Here is an 18,865-nt window from a genome sequence, read left to right as displayed (position 1 = left end):
GGTTACTGGAAAATGCTAAACAGTTCTTTCCAGGTTACTTCGCTTTTCCTAACATTTTTTAAGCCTTTGTACAAATCAACCTGCAAAAGATGATCTGCTTTAAAATCGTCTTGTTTGCAGGAAGGAACCAAGCCTTTTTTCTTAAGTTTTTTTGCTAAGTATTCCTGTTCGTATTGCCCAGGGGTAGGAATAAAAAAAGCCTTTTTGCCTAATTTGGCCAAGTCCATGATTGTGGTATAACCTGAACGACACAATACCATTTTACTTTGGTTGAAAGCCAGTTCCAATTCTTCGGTATTCATATAGTTGTAACAGGTAATGTTGAAGCGTTTGGTGATTTTTTGTTCTTCTTCTACTAACCCGCGAATAAAAATGATGTTGCCTTCATAGTTGCGCAGTTCTTCCTTTAGTTTGTTTTCCAGAAGAGTGCGTTGCGGTTCAGGGCCTGATAGAATCACCATCAGATCGTAAATTTTCTCTATTGGTTTTTTACGGATGCGGCTTAGTGGCCCAATGTATTTCACATTTAGCGAATTGTCTTCCAAGTGACCGAGTTTGCCTGATAAATTTGGTTTTTCAGCGGTATCAGGTACCCAGCACTCATTAAATTTTTTAATAAAAAAATGATGTATTTTAGTTGTAAACCAAGAAGTATTTCCGGTAAGTACGTTTAACTGATGAGTAATAAAAACAGAGGGTACTTTTTTGGAGTGTACCCCTAATCGATTATCAGAGATGATGCCGTCGATGTTGTACTGCTCAAGCCAATGTTCTACCACTTTTCGTTCGTTGCGCACTGCGGTAAACATATTGGGAATCTGTTTGAAAAGTTTCCATTTGAAGTTTTCGCCGTTTTGTGCGTATTCAATTTTATAGGAAGGAAGTTCGAGTGCTGTTAAATGAGGGAATTCTTTTTTTAGTAACGCTAAGGCGATCCCATCGGAAGCAATTATGGGTTCGAAATCATGATTTTCTAAGGCTTCTATTATTGGGATGCAGCGTGTGGCATGTCCTAAACCCCAATTCAGCGGGGCAACGAGAATTCTTTTTTTCGGCATTTTATCAATCAATCAAAAGTGAATCGTCTTAACTATTTCATAACCAAATATTTTGATTCAAATTTCTATATTTGACCCCAAAATAATTACTGCAAAGTAAAGCTATTTTTATTGGTATATATTTCCTTAATTTTACCAAAATTTTAAATTAAGTCGTGGGAAGTAAAAATAAATTAAAAAGATTCAACGAAAACGCTACGTTTAACAATGTATTTCAGCCAACGCGTGAAGAAGTTACCAGCGATAATTTTTCGATGAAAGGTAAGTGGAATAAAGAGGTTTTTAAAAACAACCATCCATTAGTTTTGGAATTGGGTTGTGGTAAAGGTGAATACTCGGTTGGTTTGGCCGAGCGTTATCCAAACAAAAATTTTATAGGAGTAGATATAAAAGGGGCACGATTTTGGAGAGGAGCTAAAACGGCTGTTGAAGGAGGAATGAACAACGTGGCTTTTTTGCGTACTCAAATTGAATTGATTGAAAACTGTTTTGCCGAAGGTGAAGTAGACGAAATCTGGATTACCTTTCCAGATCCGCAAATCAAGTACAAACGTACCAAGCATCGTTTAACGAATTCCGAGTTTTTACAGCGTTATAAAAGAATATTGAAGCACAACGGGATCATGAACCTGAAAACCGACAGCGAATTCATGCATGGTTACACTTTAGGGTTATTGCACGGACAAGGGCACGAGGTAATTTATGCCAACCATAACGTGTATAAAAACGAAGGTTCGCCGGAAGTGGTAACCGCGATCCAAACGTTTTATGAAAGTCAGTATTTGGAACAAAACAAAGCCATTACCTATATTCAATTTAAAATCAAATAATTGATGAATTATTTTTTGCCGCTTATTCTAGGGTTTACGGCTGCTTCTGTTGGAGTGGCCCCGCCGGGTCTTTTAAACATGACGGCGGCAAAGGTAAGTGCTGTTGATGGTAGGAGCCGCGCGATCACTTTTGCTTTGGGCGCCAGTGTGACGGTTATTTTTCAAACGTACATTGCGGTGCTTTTTGCAAAATTTATCGACCGAAACCCGGAAGTGGTTATCCTGTTACAGGAAATTGGGCTGTTCATTTTTTTAGGACTTACCGTTTATTTTTTCTGGGCCGGCAAGAAAACCAAAAAGAAGAAAGACGAGCTTAAAATGAAAAGTAAAACAAGTAGATTCTTCTTAGGGATGCTCTTGTCGTTGCTAAATCTTTTACCTATTCCATACTACGTGTTTTTAAGTGTATGGTTTTCCAGAAAAGGCTGGTTTTTCTTTAATCAATCCTATATTTGGATGTTTGTTTTAGGAACGGTAGTGGGTTCGTTTTTAATGTTTTACCTCTACATTCTTTTCTTTAAGAAAAAAGAATCCGACAAGCCTTCCTTTTTGATGACCAACGGAAACTATATTATTGGAACGGTGACGGGCATCATTTCTATTGTAACCCTTGTCAAGATTCTGAAAAGCTAAATGGCTGCGGATAACGATAATTTTTTTCAGCGCGTTTATGATCTGGCGCGACAAATTCCCTACGGAAAAGTAACTTCTTATGGTGCTATTGCCAAGGCTTTAGGTGCGGCGCGCTCTGCAAGAATGGTGGGCTGGGCAATGAATGCTTCTCATTTAATGGAAGATATTCCGGCGCATCGAGTGGTAAACCGAAACGGAGTTTTAACTGGAAAACATCATTTTGACGGAACAAATCTCATGCAGCAGTTGCTCGAAAGTGAAGGGATAAAGGTTGAAAATAATCAAATCGTTGATTTCGATAAGCATTTTTGGCAGCCAGAAATTCAGTTGTAGGGTAAATATTTTCACAAAACTTTTGCGATTTGCAGTGCGGGGATTAAACTTTTCAGGTTATCTTTGCAATCGAGAATCAGTCTTAATAAAGATTTGATTCCGAAAGATTTAAAGCATTCTCAAATAAAATGAAATTAGATAGAAAAGAAATTCTTAGCGCTTTGGAAACGATTTCCATTGCCGGAGAAGGAAAAAATATGGTCGAGAGCGGTGCGGTTCAAAACGTGATCACTTTTGGCGACGAGGTAGTGGTGGATTTATTATTGACAACACCAGCCTTACACATTAAAAAACGTGCTGAGGTAGACATCATGAAAGTGATCCATGAAAAGATCTACGATAAGGCGAAAATAAAAGTAAATATTAAGGTAGAGGCTCCTGAGAAACCACAAATCAAAGGAAAATCGATTCCAGGAATCAGCAACATCATTGCTGTTTCTTCCGGAAAAGGCGGAGTTGGAAAATCTACAATCACCGCAAATTTAGCGGTAACTTTAGCCAACATGGGCTTTAAAGTTGGAGTTTTAGATGCCGATATTTACGGGCCGTCCATGCCGATTATGTTTGATGTGGAAGGGGCAAAACCTATTTCTGTTGAAGTAGACGGAAAATCCAAAATGAAACCGATTACGGGTTACGGAGTAGAGATTCTTTCCATCGGATTCTTCACCAGCCCGGACCAGGCGGTAATCTGGAGAGGGCCAATGGCAGCCAAAGCGTTAAACCAAATGATTTTCGACGCCGACTGGGGCGAACTGGACTTCATGTTGTTAGATTTACCACCGGGAACTGGAGATATTCACTTATCAATTATGCAGTCGTTGCCAATTACAGGGGCGGTTGTGGTAAGCACTCCACAGGCTGTTGCTTTAGCCGATGCTAAAAAAGGAGTGGCGATGTTCCAGAACGAAAGCATCAACGTGCCGGTTTTGGGAATCATTGAAAATATGGCCTATTTCACACCGGAAGAATTACCAAACAATAAATACTACATCTTCGGAAAAGAAGGTGCAAAAAACCTTGCAGAAGATCTAAATGTGCCATTCTTAGGTGAAGTACCAATCGTACAAAGCATTCGCGAAGCTGGGGATTACGGTCGTCCGGCAGCCTTGCAAACGGCTTCTCCGGTACAAGCAGCTTTCGAGGCTTTAGCAAGAAATGTAGTGGAAGAAACCGTTCGTCGTAACGACAACCTTCCTCCAACCGAAGCAATTAAAATAACCACTATGGCGGGTTGTTCTGCCGTGAAAAAATAATCGTAAATGATGAATACACAAGAATTAAAGTCAACCATAGAAAAAGCGCTGGAGGAAATCCGTCCGTTTTTAAATTCCGACGGTGGCGACATCACCTTGGTGGACATCGAAGACGACAAACACGTAAAAGTGCGTCTGGAAGGGGCTTGTACTTCGTGCAAAATCAATCAGATGACTTTAAAAGCGGGTGTGGAAACCACTATTAAAAAATATGCGCCACAAATCGAAACCGTGGTAAATATAGCTTAGTTTTTTGGGCGTGACCACAAGGGTCGGGCTGTACGCTATATCTTTTTGGGTGACTTCGAGAGCCTCAGCCACCAAAAAAGGATGCCGCTCCCATCCCTCACGCAAACCTGACATTAATCATGTTGGGTAAAATTACAACTCAGTAACTTTGTTGCTCAGAAAATTTTAAACAATGATTGAAACAGATATACTCATCATCGGTGCAGGTCCTACGGGGCTTTTTGCCGTTTTTGAAGCAGGGCTTTTAAAATTAAAATGCCATATCATTGACGGTCTGCCTCAACCCGGCGGACAGTTAACCGAATTATACCCTAAAAAACCCATTTTCGATATTCCGGGGTTTCCTTCTGTTTTAGCAGGAGATTTGGTAGACAATCTGATGGAGCAAATCAAACAGTTCCAACCCGGGTTTACTTTAGGCGAAGTAGCTGAAAACATCCAAAAACTCGAAGACGGAAACTTTATCGTAACTACCAACAAAGGAACGGAACACAAAGCTAAAGCAGTTGCTATTGCGGGAGGTTTGGGGAGTTTTGAACCCAGAAAACCGATTCTTAAAGATTTGGAATTCTACGAACAGGAAGACCGTGGAGTAGATTATTTTGTAAAAGATCCCGAAAAATACCGTGGTAAGCGCGTGGTAATTTCAGGAGGAGGAGATTCGGCGCTGGATTGGAGTATTTTCCTTTCCAATGTAGCTTCCGAGGTTACTTTGGTGCACCGCAGAAACGAGTTCCGTGGCGCTTTGGATTCCGTAGAAAAAGTACAGGAATTAAAGCACGCGGGTAAAATCAAATTGATCACTCCGGGTGAAGTAGTTGGTTTTAAAGGTTCGGAGCGCATCGAATCAGTAGATATTGAGGTAAACGGAGCGCGTATGAATGTAGCTACGGATTATTTTATTCCGCTTTTCGGCTTAACTCCGAAATTAGGGCCAATTGCACACTGGGGCTTGGAAATCGAGAAGAACGCCATCGTAGTAAACAACGCTTTGGATTATCAAACCAACATCGAAGGAATTTATGCCATTGGCGATGTAAATACCTATCCGGGTAAATTAAAATTGATTTTGTGTGGTTTTCACGAAGCGACTTTAATGTGCCAATCAGTGTACAATAAATTAAATCCCGGAAAAAAATACGTATTGAAATACACTACAGTTTCCGGTGTGGACGGTTTTGACGGAACCCGAAAAGAAGCGGAAAAAGCGGTAGTAAAAGCAATTGATTAAGTATGTCACAAGATGTTACCATAAAAATAATCGACCGTGAAGGCGTTGCTCATGAAGTTCAGGCGCCCACCGATATGAACATGAACATCATGGAACTGGTTCGTGCCTACGAATTGGCTCCGGAAGGAACTATTGGAATCTGTGGTGGAATGGCCATGTGTGCTTCCTGTCAGTGCTACGTTTTAAACGATGTCGAGCTGCCGGAAAAGAACCCGGATGAAGAAGCAATGCTTTGGGAGGCGTTCAACGTAAAAGAAAACAGCAGGCTTGGGTGTCAAATTCACATCACCGAAGCAATAGACGGACTCGAAGTAGAACTGGCTCCGGAATCCTAAATAACACAAGCGAAGATTTTTCTTCGCTTTTTTTGTAACAAAATTTTAACACCTCCGTATAAGTTCATATATACACGTTTAGGTTCCATTAATGACATCACATTCGTATTCTCCGGGATTACATATTTTGCTTACTTTAGAAGTGAAATCAATTCTCAAATTAACCGACAGCCAATCCTTTATCCGTAAAACCGATGAAATTCTCCAACATTATAATCTGGAGAAGGTTGGGGAACTTACGCACAATTTTGACAACGAGAGCTTTACCATTGCCTTTTGTTTGAAAGAATCGCATATTTGCGTGCATACCTGGCCGGAATATGAGCAGTTAACCTTAGATGTGTACCTGTGTAATTACCTTCAAGACAATACTGAAAAAGTAAAAGCAATCGCCAAGGAATACATCGATTATTTTGAAGCAAAAGTGATTAAAGAATTTGAAATTTACCGATAAGATGAAAGTACCTTGTTATCAGTGCGACACCACAACCGAAGTTAACGTGGCTTTTGAGGTAAAGAACTTTGTGTGTCCAAATTGTCAGTCGGTGTACGAATACCACAACGAAGGCTTGCGTTTTAGGCAAAAATTCACCCATCCAAAGCTTTTCGATACTTTGAAAATTGGACAAGCGGGAATACTTCGCGGGAAAAAATATGTAGTGGTTGGCTTAATCGTTAAAAGAGCTTATAATATTTATTTTTGGAAAGAATACACGCTTCAGGGCGAAAAAGGTGAATACATTTACCTATCAGAAACCTCAGGGCATTGGATTTTGTTGGAGCGAATTACTGATAAATATGATGTGAAATACCATCCTAGGGTACTGAGTCATAAAGGGATGTCCTTGGACTTGTTCGATTATAGTGATGTGCAGATTGCCACGGCTCAAGGCTATTTCGATTTCGAACTACCGCAAGGAAATATTCGAATGAATGAATACATCAATCCTCCATATATACTATCCATTGAAAAAATAGGAGGATCCAGTGAAGCATATTTCGGAGAGCATATCTCAAAGAGTGAAGTTGAAAAAGCATTTCCGGGAACCTCTTTGCCTTTTAAATCTGGAGTTGGTTTGGTGCAGCCTTTTTATGTGAATGTAAGGCAAACGGTTATTATTTTTTGTACCGTTGCCATTCTGATCCTGTTTTCCCATATTTTTATTTATGCCGATCAGGTCAAAAAAGAGGTGATGAGTGAAACATTGCTTTTTTCGCAGAACAACAGTAAAGAACTGGTAAGTAAATCGTTTGAATTGAAAGGAGGTTCTGCGCCTATGACGGTTAATGTTTCTTCAGATGTTGATAATTCCTGGGCAAACGTGCAAGTAGCTTTGATAAATGAAAGTACTGGGGAGGAACGCTATGCCAGTAAAGACATTGAATACTACCACGGTTATACCGAAGGTGAAAACTGGTCAGAGGGAAGTACTAATGAAGAGTTCAACATTTGCGGTGTGCCTTCCGGAAAATACCACATAACTGTAACCCCACAAAAAGCACCGGAAGATTTAACCAACAATCAATTAAGGATTAAGGCGACTTGGAACGATGGTTCGATGCGAAATATTTGGATGACCATTCTTTTTATGGGAATTTTATCCGTAGTGCTTTTTTATGGTAAATATTATTTTGAAAAACAACGTTGGGCGGATAGCGATAATTCACCCTATAGCGAATAAACAATATGGAAACAGTACTCCAATTTATTAAACAAAACCGCGTAAGTCTTATTTTAGGCTTACTTTTTTACGGAATGTATCTGTATTTTACTTTTTCAGGCAACAGAATTTGTGACTGCGAAACCACCGAAAATTATAGGCCGACTACATCAGGAACCCGAGGTTCAATCAATCATTTTTATCATAAATAACCCTAAAATATAGTATCATGGATATTTCATTTACACCTGTTTTAAACTCAGTTCTTTTCTCGGCAATCGGATTTGCCATTTTATTGTTGGCTTATTTTGTAATTGAGAAAATTACACCCGAGAATACCTGGAAAGAGATTGTTCAGAAAAACAATACTGCGGTTGCTATAGTGTTTGCAGCTTTTATCATTGGGATTTCTATGATAATCAGTGCGGCGATTCATGGGTAATCGGTTTTTAAGATTTGAATACCTGCTTTTACTGGCAGTTTTTACCATTGCTACCTGTGGCCTGATTTATGAATTGGTTGCCGGAACCTTAGCCAGTTATCTGCTTGGGGATTCGGTAAAACAGTTCTCCTTTATTATTGGGGTGTACCTCTTTTCAATGGGAGTGGGTTCTTATTTTTCGAAATTTATCAGACGAAATCTGCTCAATACTTTTGTGGAGATTGAAATTCTGGTGGGGCTGGTAGGTGGATTGAGTTCGGTGGTGTTGTTCCTTTTATTTGAGAGTGTGAGCTATTTTCAGTTCATCCTGTATTTTCTGGTTTTTGTAACCGGATGTTTGGTTGGTTTAGAAATTCCGCTACTAATGAACATTCTCAAAGACAAGGTAAAATTCAGGGATTTGGTTTCCAATGTCTTCACCTTTGATTATATCGGGGCACTTTTGGCTTCGATTTTGTTTCCGCTGGTTTTGGTTCCTTATTTGGGAATTATGCGCACTTCTTTGTTTTTTGGAATGATCAACATTGGTATAGCTATTGGCTTATGTTTTTTGCTTTCGAACGAATTGCGTAAACCGTTCCTTTTAAAAGCTAAAGCAATCGGCTCATTTCTTGTTTTACTGATTGCCTTTTGCTTTTCCGATTCGATTTTATCGTATTCCGAAACCCGTCTCTACGGGGAGAATATTGTTTATACTCACACTACACCTTATCAACGTATTGTTTTAACCCACAACAAAAGTGATTACCGTTTGTATCTGAACAATAACCTGCAATTCAGTTCGGCAGATGAATACCGCTACCATGAAGCTTTGGTGCATCCGGTTATGGCAACTGCGGCTAAAGTTGAAAATGTTCTGGTTTTAGGAGGAGGTGATGGTTTGGCAGTACGAGAAATTCTCAAGTACAAAGACGTGAAAAAAATCACGTTAGTGGATTTGGATGAAGGTATGACCCAGCTTTTTAAAACCAATACGATTTTAACCGGCTTCAATCAGCAATCACTTTTAAATGATAAGGTAACGGTTTATAATCAGGATGCTTACATTTGGGTTAAAGAGGCTAAAGAAAAATTTGATGTGATTATTATCGATTTTCCCGATCCGTCCAACTACAGTCTTGGGAAATTGTATTCGCTCAATTTTTACAAAACCCTGCAACGAATTTTAACGCCTGAAAGTGTGGTGGTGGTACAAACTACTTCGCCTTATTTTGCACCTAAGTCGTTTTGGTGCATCAATAAAACCGTTAAGGAAATTTTTCCGAAAACTGATGCGTTTCATGCTTATGTACCTTCTTTCGGAGAATGGGGGTTTACTATAGCGGCGAACAATCCGACTGTTAATTTTAGTAAGGTAAACAGGAAAGTGAGCGGCTTACGTTATTACAATTATCAATTTGAAAAACTCAACTATTTCTCTAAAGATATGGTTGCTGAAAATATAGAAATCAACCGATTGGACAACCAGATTTTAGTGCGTTATTTTGATGAAGAGTGGGGAAAATTATAACAGTTCCAGACGTGGGTTTTTAAAAGGAATTGCGGTTTCGGCTTTAGTGCTTCCGTTTTTGAACTCCTGTAAGGAAAAAGCGCTTTCACTGGTTTTTCGATTAACCGGAACCCATCATGTTTTGGGGCATCGTCTTTGGACTAAAAACTTTCCAAAACCAACGGAGACCCATCATGTCGAATGTCTTATTGTTGGAGGAGGAATCTCAGGATTAAGCGCAGCTCGTCACTTTGTTAAAAAAGGAATGCAGGATTTTCTCTTGCTGGAAATGGAAAATCATTTAGGGGGAAATTCTTCCAACGGAGAGAACCGCTATTCGAAATTCCCGTTAGGAGCTCATTATTTGCCTTTGCCAAATTTTCAGGATAAAGAATTGCTTCAGTTTTTAAGCGAAGAAAAAATAATCACGGGCTACGATGTTGAAGGTTATCCGATTTTTGATGAAGAACAACTTACCTTCTCGCCTCAGGAACGCCTCTTTTACAAGAACAACTGGCAGGAAGGTTTGGTGCCAAAGTATGGGAATTCAGCAAAAGAGGATAATGATTTTGAAGCTTTTTTTGCAAAAATGGATTTCTTTCGAACGGCAAAAGATGAGCAAGGGAACTATTACTTTGATATTCCACTTTCACTTTCTTCGGATAAAAATGAAATTAGAGCGCTGGACAATAGTACCATGAGACAATGGTTACAGGAACAGAATTTAACTTCACAACCACTTTTGGATTATGTAGATTATTGTTGCCGTGACGATTTTGGTTTGGGCATCGCTTCCGTTTCAGCTTGGGCAGGGATTCATTATTTTGCCGGCCGAAAACACGATTCGGTAAAAGAAGACCGCGATAATGTGTTGACCTGGCCAGAAGGGAATGCCCGATTGGCAACCCATTTGAAGAAGTATTCCGAAAAAAAAGCCCTGAAAAATCATTTGGTTTACAGCGTTCAAGTTCAGAATGATAAAGTGCATGTGCTTGTCTTCGACGAAAAAAAGAATAGTTCCAAAACCATTATAGCTGATAAAGTGCTTATGGCAACGCCTCAGTTTGTGAATCAGTATTTGTTTGAGGGGCGAAAAGACTGTGCTAAGAATTTTCACTATGCCCCTTGGATGTTAGCTACTTTAACGGTAAATGAATTGTGGGACAATGCCAGTTATCCGTTGTGTTGGGACAATGTGGTGCACGGCTCTAAAGGATTGGGTTATATTTACGATCAGCACCAATCGGTTGAGCAGTTGCAAAGCAAAAAAGTGCTCACCTATTATTACAGTTTTTCTGATGCAGATACAAGAAAGAGCAGAAGATTTATGTACAAACAGTCACAGGCCTATTGGAAACAGTTGGTTTTTAATGATTTGAAAATCCCTCATCCAACTATTGAATCTCAAACACAAACTATTGAAGTGCATCGTTTAGGACATGGAATGATCAGTCCGGTTCCGGGGTTTATTTTTGGAGAAGCTAAGCAAAAAGCGGCAAAACCAATTGAGAATAAAATTTATTTTGCGCATTCCGATTTGTCTGGGATTTCAATTTTTGAAGAAGCTTTTCATCAGGGAATTAAAGCAGCGGATGCAATTATTTATGGAACAACCCTGGATACATAAAGCCAAAACGGACAGCGTTTTTATTCTTTTACCGCCTTTTTTAGTATTGGCGGTGGTTGTGTTGTTTCAGGATTGGCTTGCTGGAATTCAAGAAGATTATTCGTTTTACACTTGGCTTTTTTTGATTGTTTTTATCGATGTGGCACACGTATATTCTACACTTTTCAAGACTTATTTTAACCCAAAAACCTTTGAGCAGCAAAAACGTCTTTTTTTAGGATTGCCGTTACTTTGTTTACTTATTGGGATAGTACTTTTTTCTTTTGGTAGCAAGGTGTTTTGGTCGGTATTGGCTTATGTGGCGGTGTTTCATTTTATAAGGCAGCAGTACGGTTTTATGCGTTTGTATTCCCGAAAAGAACCGAGAACTCAATTAAACAGGAGTATAGACAGTCTTGTGATTTATGCAGCAACCGGTTATCCGATGTTGTATTGGTTTTTGTCCTCTCCCCGAAAATTCAATTGGTTTATGGAAGATGAATTTTTCCGGTTTGAAAACCAGACGGTTCTTAAAATCTTAGGCGTTTGTTATTTCTTGATAATGCTGTTTTATGTTATTCGAACTGTGATTTTGAGCGTAAGGCAAAAGTTTTTCAATGTTCCCAAAAATGCCATCATAGCAGGAACGGCTTTATCTTGGTATTTTGGTATTGTCTATTTTAATAACGATTTGATTTTTACTTTGCTCAATGTGGTTTCGCACGGAATCCCTTATATGGCTTTGATTTACTTGAAAGAAATTGAAAGTGAGCCAAGTAGGAACTATGGAGTTTTTACGTATTTGAAACGCTTTCAGGGTGTAGTCATTTTTGTGCTAATCCTAACTGTTATTGCTTTTTTCGAAGAATATCTATGGGAAATTTTAGTGTGGAATGAACATTTTTCCATTAACGCCGCAGATTTTTCAAATTGGCATGTTTTATTGGTGCCACTGCTTACTGTTCCGCAGTTTACCCATTATCTTTTGGACGGATTCATCTGGAAATCAAAATAAAAAGTCCTGAATTTCTCAGGACTTTTCTTTTATGTGGTAGCTAAATGCTTTTCGTTAATGTGCTCTTCGATGGCATCCCATAGACCGATGCGTTTTTCCAGTGCCTGAATTGAAATAGATTCGACTTCCTTCCATTTCTGGTTATCACTGCCGCATAATTCGGTGATCATCTGCATGGCCATTGGTCCGTGGTCGTCGGCATCCAATTCGATGTGGCGCTCGAAATAATAAATTAGTTGTGACAAATCCACTTCCGGGAAATTCGCTTTGAAGTTCTTAAGGATTTCCGTGAACATATCCGGAATCAAATCTTCTCTTCCAAAAGTGAACGCCGCCGCAATTTCATGTGGTTTTCCTTGTTCAATTACACGGAAGGTAAAATCTAAAAATTCTTTTATTTTCGGGTGCAAATCACTGATTCGGATCGATACGAAGATGTTCTGCATGGCAATTACGCTTTCCAAAAAGACCTCGATAGTTTCGGTATTGGCATTACAAGCTTTCATGGCATCCAGATACATTTCAAAATGGCTCTGTCTTTTACCGTCTAAAGTGATGTCAGATTCTTCCGCCAAGACAATTTCGTTAATTAAATAACGCATTTCAGGATTCGGTGAAGCAAACCAAGGTGTGGTTGTACAGGTAAGTTTCATTTGCAAAGCCTTTAATAACGACATGAAATCCCAAACCGCATACACGTGTCCTTCCAGAAAATGGCGTAAATCGTCAACAGTTTGAATTTGTTTATATAAAGGGTGATTCAGCAATTGCTCTTTTTGAGGCTGAATCGACTTATTTATCGACTGAATATTCATGGAGCATTTTTGTTTTTATATACGAAAACAAGCCTTGTTCGGATTTGTTTTTCGCTCTGCAAAAATAAAAAAGCTTCCCGTTTTAGAGAAGCTTTTAACATTGATTTTATCAAAAATTAAGATTTAATCTTATTTGAATGCCGAGAAACCGGTCACGTCCATACCTGTGATTAACAAGTGGATATCGTGTGTTCCTTCGTAAGTGATAACCGATTCCAAGTTCATCATGTGGCGCATGATAGAATATTCACCGGTAATTCCCATTCCTCCTAACATTTGACGTGCTTCACGAGCAATTTCAATTGCCATGTTCACGTTGTTTCTTTTTGCCATAGAAATTTGTGCAGAAGTTGCTCTACCTTCATTTCTTAAAACTCCTAATCTCCAAGTCAATAACTGAGCTTTGGTGATTTCGGTAATCATTTCAGCTAATTTTTTCTGTTGTAACTGAGTAGCTCCGATTGGTTTGTCGAACTGGATTCTTTCTTTTGAATATCTTAAAGCTGTATCGTAACAATCCATTGCTGCTCCGATAGCGCCCCAAGCGATTCCGTAACGTGCAGAATCCAAACATCCTAGTGGTGCTCCTAAACCTGATTTGTTAGGCAAAAGGTTTTCTTTCGGAACTTTTACATTGTCAAAAATAAGTTCTCCGGTAGCAGATGCTCTCAAAGACCATTTATTATGTGTTTCAGGAGTTGAGAATCCTTCCATGCCTCTTTCCACAACTAGACCGTGAATTCTTCCGGTTTCGTCCTTAGCCCAAACTACAGCGATGTCTGCAAAAGGAGCGTTGGAAATCCACATTTTGGCACCGTTTAATAAATAATGGTCGCCCATATCTTTGAAGTTGGTTACCATTCCACCTGGGTTGGAACCGTAATCAGGCTCGGTTAAACCGAAACATCCGATCCATTCTCCGGTAGCTAATTTTGGTAAATACTTCATTCTTTGTTCTTCGTTTCCGTATTTCCAGATTGGGTACATCACCAAGGAAGATTGAACGGATGAAGTGGAACGTACTCCAGAATCCCCACGCTCGATTTCCTGCATGATCAATCCATAAGAGATTTGGTCTAAACCTGCACCACCATATTCAACTGGAATATAAGGTCCAAATCCACCAATTTCTGCCAAACCTTTTACGATTTGTTTCGGGAATTCTGCTTTTTGAGCATATTCTTCAATAATTGGAGAAACTTCTCTTTTTACCCATGCGCGAGCAGAGTCACGCACTAATTTATGTTCTTCTGTTAGTAAATCGTCTAACAAGTAATAATCAGGTGCTTGAAATAAATCTGGTTTCATTGTTGTTTGTTATTTTGGTTGACAAAAGTAAAGAAACAAATTTAACTAATCAATTACGGGCTGTTATAATTTTAATGACTTTTTAACGTTGTGGGACAAATTTCGTTTGATTATACTCATATAAGCGTTACTTTTGTGAAAATTTTTTTTATAAAGCAGCAATGAGACGTTTTATCTATTGGATCGTTTTACTGATCTCCTTTGTTGGTTTTTCCCAAAAAAAAACCACATTGTCTGAGGAGGAATATTCTGTTTTATTCGCAAAAGTAAGGTTGTTGCTCAATTCTAATGTTGATAGTGCGATGATCGTTTCCAACAGAATTGAAATGTCGGATAATCTTTCACACAAGGCTTTTGCTTTTGGTGCCAAATCGTATTTGTTTCAGATTAAAGGCGACAGTTTGAAGTCAAATCTTTATTATGAAAAATCGCTGGCGGCTTTAGACCAGGTAAAATCTTCTAAAGAAAAGACCAAATTAAATGCTTATATCATAAATTATAAAGGGTTAACCTATTGGAAAAGAGGTGAATTTTCCAAGGCACTTAAGTTTTACCAGCAAGGGATGAAGATGTCACAATCCGTTGGAGACATCATGCAGATTGTGAAGTTTAACAATAATATTTCAATCATTAATAAAGAGGTTGGAAATTACCAGATGGCCATAAAAGCCAGTAAGTTGTCTGAAAAGATCATGAATGCCAATCAGGGATTGTACACCCCAAGTCAGTTTCGTCAAGGGAAAAGTAATATCAATACCAATTTGGGAAGCTTTTACGAGGAAGGCTATGCTGAGGATAAAGACAATAAAAAGTTACTGGATTCTGCAGAGTATTATTATAAAAAGGCCATATTATATTCCAAAGATTTATTTAGTAACAGAATTAATGCTCAAAAAAATCTGGCCAATATTTACTATTTAAAAAACCAGTACAAAGAAGCTGAAAATATCTACCAAAGTACCTTACAGTTGGCCAAAGAACATGATTTGGTTGTCATTTATTGTAATATCAGTTATAATTTAGGGGATTTGTATTTTGAAACTAAGCGGTACAAACAAGCTTTAGTGCTTTTTCAGCGGGTAGATTCAATTTATAAAAAAAACAAAACCAATGAATTGGAGTATGTTCGTTCCAACTATTATCAATCTAAAATTTATAAGGATTTAGGCGATAAGGAAAATGCGATGCGCCATTCACAGATTTATCTTGATAATTTCGAAAAATTTGAATCCGAATTAAATGCAGAAGTGTTAAAAGTAAACAATCATTTAAGTAATCAGAATCTGAAAAAAGAAATGATTGATTTACAGAAGGATATGAGTTTTTCCATTCTTCTCAGACGCTTATCGATTGTGTTTTTTATCGTTTTGGTGTTGGGATTAGTGGCATTTTCTTTTAAACAGTACCGTGATAAGAAAAGAATTAATGAAAGAATCAATAGTTTAATTGATGAATTCAAAAATAAAACATCGGTAATTGAAGCGGAGGAAGAAGTAACCGAAGTTCAGTTTGAAAATATTGAAACCTCAGAACCACTGGATAATTCAGAACCGCTGGCAAGCCCTTCGATGTTGAGCATAGATGAAGAAAAAGAAAAGGAAATTGTTAAGAAGTTGAAATCTTTAGAGCGAAAGCAGGAATTTTTAAAACCGAACTTCACCCAGCAAGCAGTGGCTAAAAAGATTAAAACCAACACAACCTACCTTTCTTATGTAGTGAATAAAAGCTTTGGAAAAACCTTTAGTGAATATTCCAATGAGCTTAAAATTAACTATGTAATTGATCAAATGATTAACAATCCTACCTACCGTAAATATTCTACTCAAGCTATTGCTGAAAGCGTAGGTTTTAAAAATGCCGTATCTTTTACAAAATCCTTTAGCAAACGCACCGGTGTTTCTCCGACACAGTTTGCTAAAAGACTTATGGAAAGTGAAAGCCTTGAGACGATTAAGGAATTGTAGGAGTTCCTTTAATAGGAGGTGCTACATCACCATCTTTTCCATCACCATTTCCACCTGTTCCAACAGGTTCTCCTTCCGGATCTACTGCTGGAGGAGGAGTTGTTGGTCCTGTTGGTCCCCATCCACCTTGAATGGTTTTTAATTGTTTTGCATCTAACTCACTTCCAGAAAAAGAGTCAAGTTTAAAGACATTACGTTTCATAAAATTGGGTTTTTTTGTGTTTGCTTGACAAATGTAGTTTCCTGGATTATTCTTTGAGCTTATTTTCATTTGTTACTGTTGCTTTTTTAAAAAACCAAAATTAAATACCTGTATATCAATTAATTGCGTTTGTAAATTTTAATCAATAATTTATAAATTATCTACCTATAATTTAAAAATTGTGGGTGGCTTCCCTTTTTTTTGAGCCATAAAAGCTGAATTTTTGTCAAAACAATCCACAATTATTTGTTGAATTAAGACTAAAAATTTATGACTGAATTGGTAAAAAAATACTTGGCGGAAAATAATTTTTCAGAGCAAAAAGAAAGTTTTGAAGAATTATTTAATTCCCATCCAAATTATCCAAGTGTTTATGCGATAACCGATACTTTAGATTTACTGGCTATAGAAAATGTTGCCGTTAAAATTCCTAAAGAACAATTTCATGATTTACCTGGACAGTTTTTAACGTTTCTCAATAAAGAATTTGTTTTAGTTACCAAGTCCCGTCAGAAAATTGCTGTTGAAACACATAGCAAAATGAAGTCATTGTCTTCCGATGACTTCCTGATGGATTGGGGTGGAGTAGTGATTGCTATAGAACCCAATACCGAAAACAAACCAGCATCCTTTTCGTTTAATTTCCAAAGTCTAAAATACGTTTTACCCATTTTGGCACTTATTGCCCTGGCTTTATTAAGAAATGAATTTTCGCTTTGGACCGTTTTTTTTAGCCTTACCTCTTTATTAGGTTTCCTAGTTGGTGTTTTTATTGTTCAGGAAAGTTTAGGTATAAAAAATGAAACCGTTTCCAAGCTCTGCAATATGAGTTCTGAGGTTTCCTGTAGTAAAGTGATTCAATCAGGGAAAAGCAAAATTTTTAATACGCTTAACTTTTCAGAATTACCGCTTATGTTTTTTGGAAGTTCCTTTACAGCGCTTTTATTTCTCTCTGAGCCTGTGGTTGCAATCATTGGCTGGCTTAGCGTGATGAGTTTACCGGTTATTGCGTATTCAATCTGGTTACAGAAAGTAGAATTAAAGAAATGGTGTACACTTTGTCTGGCAGTTTCTTTCTTGTTGATAATTCAGGCAACAGGGTTTATATCTGCTCAGCTTTATCAGCAAAAGATAGCTGGGGTTACCGTAGGGGTGTTTTTGATTTCAGCACTAGTGTTTGTTTCGCTTTGGATGTTGGTAAGGCCTATTTTGAAACGTAATATTGAATTGGAAAATGTAACTAATAAACTGACCAAGTTCAAAAGGAATTTCAAAATATTTCAGTCGCAATCGAAAGAAATTCCGCAAGAAGAAGGTTTTGAGAAACTGCAAGGGCTTAACTTCGGATCCACTCATGCAGAAGTACAGCTTAGTGTAATAGTAAGTCCAAGTTGCGGTCATTGTCATACAGCTTTTCAACAGGCTTATGAATTGTGCCAAAAATTCCCTGAAAAAATAGGTGTAACGATTCTCTTTAACATAAATCCTGAAAATCAGGAGAATCCTTATAGAATTGTTGTGGAGACTATTCTGACTATTAACAATATTGATTCCAAACAAGCTAAAGCTGCGCTTATCGATTGGCATATTAATCAGCCTGAACTGGAACTTTGGTTACAGAACTGGAAAGTTAGCGCAATCGATATGCAGACCAATAACCAAATTTTTATGCAGTACGAATGGTGCGCTAAAAACAACTTTAATTATACGCCGGTTAAGTTGTTAAATGGAAAGCAATTCCCTTCAGAGTATGAGATTGAGGAGCTGAGGTTCTTCTTAAATGAATTTGCAGAAGCAAAGCAGGTGTTAGCCTATTAATGTTAAGAAACGAAATTAAAATATTCTTGCGCGAGAGTGGACACAATTCCCAAGTGTCTTTAAAGGGTTGGGATAAATCAACTTTTAAAAACTTTAAATTATGTTAAAAAACATTTTGAATTTAGAAGGAGCTCAGAAATTAACTAAAGAAGCTCAAAAAACCATCAACGGTGGTATTACCAAAGAATGCGCAAATATGTGGGCAACAATGTTCTGTGTTCCAAAAACAACTGCTACATGTCCTCCAGATTTGGATGGGAACCCTGGTACTCCAGCGTGTACAAAATGTTGCTACTAATAGAAACAGCTTAAATTCTAAATAGAGTGTTTTTTATAGAGAACCCTCTTTAGAATGTCAAATGAGTAAAAATTGCTCATGCAATAAATAAAAAATACTAATCAATAAAAAGAACTACCATGCTATCAACTATTTTAAACTTACAGGGAGCTCAAAAATTATCTAAAAAAGAGCAATGTTCAATTAATGGAGCCGAACTGTTATGCAAGACTAACGGAATGTGTGCCGAATACGGTTCGCATTGTCTGGAACTGGCGTGCCAAGAAGTGCCATCTTTTGAAATCGAGTTTTACGAATAGGTGAACAGCTTTAGGGCTTTGAA

The 18,865-nt window shown here is 38.0% G+C and carries 22 protein-coding genes; 18 read left to right on the top strand and 4 right to left on the bottom strand.

The features are described from left to right. Positions 1-2: 2 nt before the first annotated feature. The gene (locus LZZ90_RS01045) at positions 3-1,058 is read right to left on the bottom strand and encodes a glycosyltransferase (protein WP_237788826.1); all 1,056 of its coding nucleotides are present in this window, start codon (positions 1,056-1,058) and stop codon (positions 3-5) included. A gap of 155 nt (positions 1,059-1,213) precedes the next feature. Between LZZ90_RS01045 and trmB the strand changes: the two genes are divergently transcribed. From trmB to LZZ90_RS00975, 14 genes are all read left to right on the top strand, one after another. Then, positions 1,214-1,888, top strand: coding sequence for a tRNA (guanosine(46)-N7)-methyltransferase TrmB (gene trmB, locus LZZ90_RS01040; RefSeq protein WP_237788825.1), 675 nt, complete (start codon positions 1,214-1,216; stop codon positions 1,886-1,888). Positions 1,889-1,891: 3 nt separating this feature from the next. Further along, positions 1,892-2,521 carry a LysE family transporter gene (locus LZZ90_RS01035; RefSeq protein ID WP_237788824.1) on the top strand — a complete coding sequence of 210 codons (630 nt, stop codon included), beginning with the start codon at positions 1,892-1,894 and terminating at the stop codon, positions 2,519-2,521. Next, the gene (locus tag LZZ90_RS01030) at positions 2,522-2,854 is read left to right on the top strand and encodes an MGMT family protein (protein ID WP_237788823.1); all 333 of its coding nucleotides are present in this window, start codon (positions 2,522-2,524) and stop codon (positions 2,852-2,854) included. 128 nt (positions 2,855-2,982) lie between these two features. After that, positions 2,983-4,110, top strand: a complete 1,128-nt coding sequence (locus LZZ90_RS01025; RefSeq protein ID WP_237788822.1) for an Mrp/NBP35 family ATP-binding protein — start codon at positions 2,983-2,985, stop codon at positions 4,108-4,110. 9 nt (positions 4,111-4,119) lie between these two features. After that, on the top strand, positions 4,120-4,359 hold the full coding sequence (locus LZZ90_RS01020; RefSeq protein WP_237789176.1) for a NifU family protein: 240 nt from the start codon (positions 4,120-4,122) through the stop codon (positions 4,357-4,359). Positions 4,360-4,531: 172 nt separating this feature from the next. Next, entirely contained in the window at positions 4,532-5,590 is a 1,059-nt protein-coding gene (locus LZZ90_RS01015) for an NAD(P)/FAD-dependent oxidoreductase (protein ID WP_237788821.1), read from the top strand. Between the two features lie 2 nt (positions 5,591-5,592). Beyond that, a complete protein-coding gene (locus LZZ90_RS01010) occupies positions 5,593-5,925 on the top strand; it encodes a 2Fe-2S iron-sulfur cluster-binding protein (protein WP_237788820.1) in 333 nt (110 codons plus the stop codon). A 91-nt stretch (positions 5,926-6,016) separates the two neighbouring features. After that, positions 6,017-6,379, top strand: coding sequence for an S-adenosylmethionine decarboxylase family protein (locus LZZ90_RS01005; RefSeq protein ID WP_237788819.1), 363 nt, complete (start codon positions 6,017-6,019; stop codon positions 6,377-6,379). 1 nt (position 6,380) lies between these two features. Then, positions 6,381-7,607, top strand: coding sequence for a DUF4178 domain-containing protein (locus LZZ90_RS01000; RefSeq protein ID WP_237788818.1), 1,227 nt, complete (start codon positions 6,381-6,383; stop codon positions 7,605-7,607). 5 nt (positions 7,608-7,612) lie between these two features. Continuing rightward, on the top strand, positions 7,613-7,798 hold the full coding sequence (locus LZZ90_RS00995) for a hypothetical protein (RefSeq protein ID WP_237788817.1): 186 nt from the start codon (positions 7,613-7,615) through the stop codon (positions 7,796-7,798). Between the two features lie 17 nt (positions 7,799-7,815). Beyond that, the gene (locus LZZ90_RS00990; protein WP_237788816.1) at positions 7,816-8,028 is read left to right on the top strand and encodes a DUF350 domain-containing protein; all 213 of its coding nucleotides are present in this window, start codon (positions 7,816-7,818) and stop codon (positions 8,026-8,028) included. Beyond that, positions 8,021-9,538, top strand: a complete 1,518-nt coding sequence (locus LZZ90_RS00985) for a polyamine aminopropyltransferase (RefSeq protein ID WP_237788815.1) — start codon at positions 8,021-8,023, stop codon at positions 9,536-9,538. The genes LZZ90_RS00990 and LZZ90_RS00985 overlap by 8 nt, the downstream gene beginning before the upstream one ends. Then, positions 9,516-11,144 (top strand): NAD(P)/FAD-dependent oxidoreductase, encoded by a 1,629-nt coding sequence (locus LZZ90_RS00980; RefSeq protein ID WP_237788814.1) that lies wholly within the window; start codon positions 9,516-9,518, stop codon positions 11,142-11,144. Before LZZ90_RS00985 ends, LZZ90_RS00980 begins: the two co-directional genes overlap by 23 nt. Further along, positions 11,122-12,138 (top strand): hypothetical protein, encoded by a 1,017-nt coding sequence (locus LZZ90_RS00975; protein WP_237788813.1) that lies wholly within the window; start codon positions 11,122-11,124, stop codon positions 12,136-12,138. Before LZZ90_RS00980 ends, LZZ90_RS00975 begins: the two co-directional genes overlap by 23 nt. 29 nt (positions 12,139-12,167) lie before the next feature. Here LZZ90_RS00975 and LZZ90_RS00970 read toward each other — a convergent pair whose 3' ends face one another. Further along, positions 12,168-12,953, bottom strand: a complete 786-nt coding sequence (locus LZZ90_RS00970) for a DUF3050 domain-containing protein (RefSeq protein WP_237788812.1) — start codon at positions 12,951-12,953, stop codon at positions 12,168-12,170. A gap of 129 nt (positions 12,954-13,082) precedes the next feature. Beyond that, complete coding sequence (locus LZZ90_RS00965; protein WP_237788811.1) at positions 13,083-14,261, bottom strand: acyl-CoA dehydrogenase family protein; 1,179 nt, start codon at positions 14,259-14,261, stop codon at positions 13,083-13,085. A 161-nt stretch (positions 14,262-14,422) separates the two neighbouring features. On the opposite strand from LZZ90_RS00965, the gene LZZ90_RS00960 reads away from it, so the two are divergent. Beyond that, positions 14,423-16,225: a helix-turn-helix domain-containing protein gene (locus LZZ90_RS00960; RefSeq protein ID WP_237788810.1), complete on the top strand. Its 1,803-nt coding sequence runs from the start codon at positions 14,423-14,425 to the stop codon at positions 16,223-16,225. On the opposite strand, the gene LZZ90_RS00955 is transcribed toward LZZ90_RS00960, so the two are convergent. After that, entirely contained in the window at positions 16,212-16,427 is a 216-nt protein-coding gene (locus tag LZZ90_RS00955) for a hypothetical protein (protein ID WP_237788809.1), read from the bottom strand. The two genes, LZZ90_RS00960 and LZZ90_RS00955, sit on opposite strands and share 14 nt — an antisense overlap. A gap of 270 nt (positions 16,428-16,697) precedes the next feature. Between LZZ90_RS00955 and LZZ90_RS00950 the strand changes: the two genes are divergently transcribed. From LZZ90_RS00950 to LZZ90_RS00940, 3 genes are all read left to right on the top strand, one after another. Continuing rightward, on the top strand, positions 16,698-18,245 hold the full coding sequence (locus LZZ90_RS00950) for a vitamin K epoxide reductase family protein (protein ID WP_237788808.1): 1,548 nt from the start codon (positions 16,698-16,700) through the stop codon (positions 18,243-18,245). A 100-nt stretch (positions 18,246-18,345) separates the two neighbouring features. Continuing rightward, on the top strand, positions 18,346-18,543 hold the full coding sequence (locus LZZ90_RS00945; RefSeq protein WP_237788807.1) for a hypothetical protein: 198 nt from the start codon (positions 18,346-18,348) through the stop codon (positions 18,541-18,543). 119 nt (positions 18,544-18,662) lie between these two features. Further along, the gene (locus tag LZZ90_RS00940) at positions 18,663-18,842 is read left to right on the top strand and encodes a hypothetical protein (RefSeq protein WP_237788806.1); all 180 of its coding nucleotides are present in this window, start codon (positions 18,663-18,665) and stop codon (positions 18,840-18,842) included. Positions 18,843-18,865 lie beyond the last annotated feature (23 nt).

Origin of the sequence: Flavobacterium sp. SM15, from assembly GCF_022012335.1 — a bacterium.
Classification (GTDB): Bacteria; Bacteroidota; Bacteroidia; order Flavobacteriales; family Flavobacteriaceae; genus Flavobacterium.
This window is presented reverse-complemented; position numbering and strand designations above follow the sequence as displayed.

Excerpts from the sequence above, each read along its gene's own strand:
- LZZ90_RS01045 (WP_237788826.1), bottom strand. The coding sequence starts at position 1,058 with ATGCCGAAAAAAAGAATTCTCGTTGCCCCGCTGAATTGGGGTTTAGGA.
- LZZ90_RS01035 (WP_237788824.1), top strand. The coding sequence starts at position 1,892 with ATGAATTATTTTTTGCCGCTTATTCTAGGGTTTACGGCTGCTTCTGTT.
- LZZ90_RS01030 (WP_237788823.1), top strand. The coding sequence starts at position 2,522 with ATGGCTGCGGATAACGATAATTTTTTTCAGCGCGTTTATGATCTGGCG.
- LZZ90_RS01025 (WP_237788822.1), top strand. The coding sequence starts at position 2,983 with ATGAAATTAGATAGAAAAGAAATTCTTAGCGCTTTGGAAACGATTTCC.
- LZZ90_RS01020 (WP_237789176.1), top strand. The coding sequence starts at position 4,120 with ATGAATACACAAGAATTAAAGTCAACCATAGAAAAAGCGCTGGAGGAA.
- LZZ90_RS01015 (WP_237788821.1), top strand. The coding sequence starts at position 4,532 with ATGATTGAAACAGATATACTCATCATCGGTGCAGGTCCTACGGGGCTT.
- LZZ90_RS01010 (WP_237788820.1), top strand. The coding sequence starts at position 5,593 with ATGTCACAAGATGTTACCATAAAAATAATCGACCGTGAAGGCGTTGCT.
- LZZ90_RS01005 (WP_237788819.1), top strand. The coding sequence starts at position 6,017 with ATGACATCACATTCGTATTCTCCGGGATTACATATTTTGCTTACTTTA.
- LZZ90_RS01000 (WP_237788818.1), top strand. The coding sequence starts at position 6,381 with ATGAAAGTACCTTGTTATCAGTGCGACACCACAACCGAAGTTAACGTG.
- LZZ90_RS00995 (WP_237788817.1), top strand. The coding sequence starts at position 7,613 with ATGGAAACAGTACTCCAATTTATTAAACAAAACCGCGTAAGTCTTATT.
- LZZ90_RS00990 (WP_237788816.1), top strand. The coding sequence starts at position 7,816 with ATGGATATTTCATTTACACCTGTTTTAAACTCAGTTCTTTTCTCGGCA.
- LZZ90_RS00985 (WP_237788815.1), top strand. The coding sequence starts at position 8,021 with ATGGGTAATCGGTTTTTAAGATTTGAATACCTGCTTTTACTGGCAGTT.
- LZZ90_RS00980 (WP_237788814.1), top strand. The coding sequence starts at position 9,516 with ATGAAGAGTGGGGAAAATTATAACAGTTCCAGACGTGGGTTTTTAAAA.
- LZZ90_RS00975 (WP_237788813.1), top strand. The coding sequence starts at position 11,122 with ATGGAACAACCCTGGATACATAAAGCCAAAACGGACAGCGTTTTTATT.
- LZZ90_RS00970 (WP_237788812.1), bottom strand. The coding sequence starts at position 12,953 with ATGAATATTCAGTCGATAAATAAGTCGATTCAGCCTCAAAAAGAGCAA.
- LZZ90_RS00965 (WP_237788811.1), bottom strand. The coding sequence starts at position 14,261 with ATGAAACCAGATTTATTTCAAGCACCTGATTATTACTTGTTAGACGAT.
- LZZ90_RS00960 (WP_237788810.1), top strand. The coding sequence starts at position 14,423 with ATGAGACGTTTTATCTATTGGATCGTTTTACTGATCTCCTTTGTTGGT.
- LZZ90_RS00955 (WP_237788809.1), bottom strand. The coding sequence starts at position 16,427 with ATGAAACGTAATGTCTTTAAACTTGACTCTTTTTCTGGAAGTGAGTTA.
- LZZ90_RS00950 (WP_237788808.1), top strand. The coding sequence starts at position 16,698 with ATGACTGAATTGGTAAAAAAATACTTGGCGGAAAATAATTTTTCAGAG.
- LZZ90_RS00945 (WP_237788807.1), top strand. The coding sequence starts at position 18,346 with ATGTTAAAAAACATTTTGAATTTAGAAGGAGCTCAGAAATTAACTAAA.
- LZZ90_RS00940 (WP_237788806.1), top strand. The coding sequence starts at position 18,663 with ATGCTATCAACTATTTTAAACTTACAGGGAGCTCAAAAATTATCTAAA.